The following is a 1,550-nucleotide window of genomic DNA, read 5'->3' as shown; positions in this document are numbered from 1 at the left end:
TAGCCCCATTACAGTTTGAGTTGTCCGAAAGGGCGGCTCTTTTCCGTTGCACGGCTATACGATTGAGCCGTACCGGTGGTCGCTGGCCGACCGCCCCGGACGGCCGTCAGCCCCTGCCCCGTAGAGGGCCCGGGACGTGTTGCCGCCGGGGCGGGAGGGGCCGCGGGGAACGACTGATAGAGATGTGCCGGGCCCGGACCGGGCCACGGCCGGGTAATGTGGGTGTCGCTTCCGCGGCTAACGGCCGGCTCAAGGGAGAGGATACACCATGCCTGCAGCAGAGACGCCCGTGGCCTACCTGGGGATCGACGTCGGGAAGAGCTCGCACAGCGCGTGCGCGCTCGATGCGGGAGGAGGCGTCGCCTTCAGGGCCGAGCTGGCAAACAGGCCCGACGACATCGACCGGCTGCTCGAGCGGGCCGGCTCCGGCGCGCTGGTCGTCGTCGACCAGAAGCGAAACATCGGCGCGCTGGTCCTCGCGCGCGCCCATGCGCACGGGAACCCCTGCGCCTACCTGCCCGGATATGCCGAGAAGCAGGCCCGCGGGATGCTCCCCGGCATCGCGAAGACCGACGCCATCGACGCCGAGGTGATCGCGCGCACCGCGCTCGGCGTGCCCCGCGCCCTCAGGCCGGCGCCCGAGGAGCCCGAGGGGGCCGCCTCGCTGCGGATCCTGTCGTCGCAGCGCGAGTTCGCGTCGTCCGCCAGGACCCGCGCGAAGAACAGGCTGCGCGCGACCCTGCTCGAGGCCGACCCCGCGCTCGAGGGCGCGGTCGACCCGTCGAGCCGCTGGCAGGTGTCGATGCTGGCCGAGTTCGGCGGGGCCGCCGGGTGCTCGGCCGCCGGCTGGCGCAGTTTCTCGAACGCAGCCAGGCGCGCGGGCGCCCCCGCGGCGGGGGCCAGGAGGCTCTGGGAGGCGCTGCTGGCCTCGTCGCGCTCGGGAAGGCGGCTCCCGGCCGGCGAGGACGTCGCGGTCCGGATGCTCGCCCGGGAGATAGCCTCCCTCGACGCCGACATCGAGGAGCTCGACTCGCTCGTGGCCGACTCACTGGCGGGCGACGAGGTCTACGAGTGCCTCCTCACGGTGCCCGGGATCGGCCCCAAGACCGCCGCGGCGCTGGTGACGTCGATCGACATATCCGCCTTCAGGGGGCACGACGAGCTCGCGAGCTATTGCGGCGTGGCGCCGTCAGACAGGCGCTCCGGGAGCAGCATCAGGTCGACGTCGCCTCAGCACGGCGGGAACAGGCAGCTCAAGAACCTGCTCATATTCAGCTGCAACTCCCTCATCGGCACGGACAACAGGTTCGGGAGGTACTACGGGGAGTGCAGGGCGAGGGGGATGAGGCACAGCAAGGCGCTGAAGGCGGTCGCGAGGAAGAGGCTCAAGGTCATATATGCGATCATGCGCGACGCCGTCCCGTACGCGGCCTAGCGGGCGGCGGGATCAACCGAAGAGGAAACCAAGCGGGGGCGCCAGGCGCCCGGATGCGTCATGCCGAAATGGCGCGAAGCACGCGGTTGACAAAACTATAGAGACACGTCCCAAA

1 protein-coding gene is annotated in these 1,550 nt (G+C 70.5%); it reads left to right on the top strand.

Features of this window, described 5'->3' with window-relative positions:
• The first annotated feature begins 268 nt into the window (after positions 1 to 268).
• Complete coding sequence (locus ABHT90_RS09960) at positions 269 to 1,435, top strand: IS110 family RNA-guided transposase (RefSeq protein ID WP_346982403.1); 1,167 nt, start codon at positions 269 to 271, stop codon at positions 1,433 to 1,435.
• The last annotated feature ends 115 nt before the right edge of the window (positions 1,436 to 1,550 follow it).

Origin of the sequence: Collinsella aerofaciens, from assembly GCF_039758815.1 — a bacterium.
In the GTDB taxonomy this organism is placed as follows: Bacteria; Actinomycetota; Coriobacteriia; order Coriobacteriales; family Coriobacteriaceae; genus Collinsella; species Collinsella aerofaciens_BP.
This window is presented reverse-complemented; position numbering and strand designations above follow the sequence as displayed.

Coding starts and splice junctions, on each gene's coding strand:
- ABHT90_RS09960 (WP_346982403.1), top strand. CDS start 269: ATGCCTGCAGCAGAGACGCCCGTGGCCTACCTGGGGATCGACGTCGGG.